This window comes from Anabaena sp. CCY 0017, assembly GCF_963920885.1.
GTDB lineage: Bacteria > Cyanobacteriota > Cyanobacteriia > Cyanobacteriales > Nostocaceae > Nodularia.
This window is the reverse complement of the sequence record NZ_CAWUDG010000062.1, coordinates 1-3,056: the sequence shown is the minus strand read 5'-3', so window position 1 is coordinate 3,056 and position 3,056 is coordinate 1. Positions and strand designations below refer to the sequence as shown.

General features: G+C 44.4%; 3 protein-coding genes. All 3 read left to right on the top strand.

From position 1 onward, the window contains the following. The coding region (locus ACM0OW_RS25615; RefSeq protein ID WP_414553524.1) for an eCIS core domain-containing protein at nucleotides 1-1,927 on the top strand (1,927 nt) is incomplete at its 5' end. A gap of 38 nt (nucleotides 1,928-1,965) precedes the next feature. Further along, entirely contained in the window at nucleotides 1,966-2,307 is a 342-nt protein-coding gene (locus ACM0OW_RS25610; protein ID WP_414553522.1) for a hypothetical protein, read from the top strand. A gap of 169 nt (nucleotides 2,308-2,476) precedes the next feature. Further along, nucleotides 2,477-3,056 (top strand): hypothetical protein (locus ACM0OW_RS25605; protein WP_414553520.1); only part of this gene is annotated, 580 nt, incomplete at its 3' end.

The window sequence follows — 3,056 nt, the reverse complement described above, 5'->3', positions numbered from 1 at the left end:
TGAAGAAGAGGAACTGCAAATGAAACCCGCCGCAGATTCTCTTCAACGCATGGAAATTCCCGAAGAAGAAGAACTGCAAATGAAACCTGCCGCAGATTCTCTTCAACGCATGGAAGTCCCTGAAGAAGAAGAACTGCAAATGAAACCCGCCGCAGATTCTATTCAACGCATGGAAGTCCCTGAAGAAGAAGAACTGCAAATGAAACCCGCCGCAGATTCTATTCAACGCATGGAAGTCCCTGAAGAAGAGGAACTGCAAATGAAACCCGCCGCAGATTCTATTCAACGCATGGAAGTTCCTGAAGAAGAGGAACTGCAAATGAAACCAATGGTGCAGCGTCTTCCTGCGGAAAATGGCATGGCGGCATCACCAGATTTGGAAGCATCAATTCAAAAAGCACGAGGTAGCGGAAAACCACTAGCAGATAATATCCGCCAACCGATTGAGCAGGCGTTTGGGGCGGATTTTAGTGGCGTGAAAGTTCACACAGATAGTCAATCTGACCAATTGAATCAATCCATACAGGCCAAGGCGTTTACAACAGGACAGGATGTGTTCTTTCGGCAAGGGGCTTATGATCCAGGAAGTCGAGGGGGGCAGGAGTTGATTGCCCATGAGTTGACTCATGTTGTCCAGCAGAATGGTAATTCTATTGCTCGTAAGCTGACCGCAGACATTGGGGAATCAGATAGAAATCCACAAGCTCAACCTGAGATGCAGAAATCAGAAGGTTCAGCAGCATCTCAAGTATCTTCCAATACTCCTGCATCAGTGATTCAGCGAGGGTTGTGGGATAGCATTAAAAAAGGCTTCAAAAAACTTGGCGGGTCGAAGGAGACTGCTTCGGAAGAAAAAGCTCAAGATCCTGAACCTCTGTGTCTGACTCAAAGTTTTGACCCATCTAGTCTGTCAGACGATGCCATAAAGCAGGAAATTAAACTTATTGGCAAATGGGTTGCACAACATAAAGAAAGTAGCCCTGATGCTCATAAAGTAGCATCTTCTTTAAAAACATTAGAGTCGGAAGTTGAGGCCAGGGCAGCAGTGGCCGCCGTCAAGAAATTGCCGGGCTGGGGAAAAATGGCAGCCGATGATCAAGCGATTTTAGAGAATATGCTCAAGGGGAGAGAAAATGCTGTTTCTCAAACTGTTCGTATTCAATTGAAAGGGCTAAAAGCGGTTTTATCGAGCCAAACAGATGTTGAGCAAGCTCAGACTCTGACTGGTTTAATTAACGCCAAGGAATCCATTCCTGATGTAGTCAGTGAACCTGTTACCACCACCCAGATAAAATATACATTAGAAGGGCCAACTACAGAAAAAGATTACGCATTTCAGGGTAAAAAAGCTGATGCAGAAAAATGGGTTGTCAAGTTTGAAGATGGCGTTAATATACCCATTGTTGCACCTAAAGCTCCTGAACCCGGACATCATAACCATACAGTTCAGCAAGCGGCTGAAGCAGCAAGCTATTTACCTAAAGCAAATCGTTCTGTAATGACAACAATTCTGCTTAATGCAGTAGTCAATCCTGATGATGCTTATTGGGCGGCTGAATATAACACGCCTAATTTTCATTCCTATATGACGGCGGGTAAAGCTGGTGTTGTGACTATTTATCCAGATAAAGTTTCTGAGAATCTTCCAGACGACAATTATATGCGTGGTACCATGATCCATGAAACGGGTCACACTTGGTCTTATAAAACTTGGGGTACTGATACCAAAAAAGGGAAGTGGGTGGATTGGCAACAGGCAATGGATAAAGACAAGGTATCCGTTTCTGGTTATGCTATGAATTCGATTGATGAAGATGTAGCAGAGACTATCCAAATTTATGTTAGTACAGAGGGGTCTCCTCTCTTCGCTGAGTATAGTCAAATCGTGCCTCACCGTTTTAAAATGCTGGATGTGGAGTACAAATGATCAGTCTGATTCAGTGTTGGATAACAGGACTTATGATCATGGTAAGCTCTGTTGGTGCGAGTGAATATCTATGCAATCAAAGTCTTTTGGTCACTCATCATAACCCTACGGAGGTAGATAAAATGACTGGTACAACTTCTCCATCTGGTGCAACACATCCCGGTCAAATTTTGTTTGAAGATCGAGTAGATAATCGACAATGGACGAAGCAGGCTGATGAAGTTCCTCAAACAATAGCTTGGGTAAATGTAGAGGGTGAATGGCATTCTGTCACTCGGATTGAGATCACAGGAACAGTGGAAAAACGACGCATCACCAAATACGGGCAAAATGGTGATTTCTTGGAAACGACTATCCAATCTCCTCCTCCCCGACCATAGAACACGCGGTAGGGGCGCAAGGCCTTGCGCCCCTATGACAGATGTGGTTCAAATACATGAAAACTGATGTAATTTACAGAAACCGGGGTAAGATTGATTAACGGCAATTTTTGACCAAATATGCCGTGAAAGCTTCTATGGTGGCATAATAATATATAGGGTTGAGTAAATGTATAGTAGACAATACAAAACCGCGAAAGCTTCTGCCCACAATTCTGATACACCAGCTAAAAGTCAGTTCGCACCGCGCCGCTTTCTCGTCCAAAAGCCAGTTCCACCGACACCCCAAAATCCTGATGTCCAAGCCCAATCGGCAAGGGTGGAACAGTCTGGTCAGGGTATATACAATCCAAATATATTTAAGTACCATCCACCAAGTCAGCCACGAGGAATACAGATGAAGCTGTCCATTGGTCAGCCTGGGGATAAGTATGAGCAAGAAGCGGATAAGGTAGCCGCAGATGTGGTGCAGCGAATTAATGCGCCTGAGAGTGAAGAAGTCCAACGGATGGAAATCCCGGAAGAAGAAGAACTGCAAATGAAGCCCGCAGTTAATTCTATTCAACGGATGGAAATTCCCAAAGAAGAAGAACTGCAAATGAAGCCCGCAGTTAATTCTATTCAACGGATGGATGTACCTGAAGAAGAAGAACTGCAAATGAAACCCGCAGTCAATTCTATTCAACGGATGGATGTACCCGAAGAAGAAGAACTGCAAATGAAGCCCGCAGTTGATTCTATTCAACGGA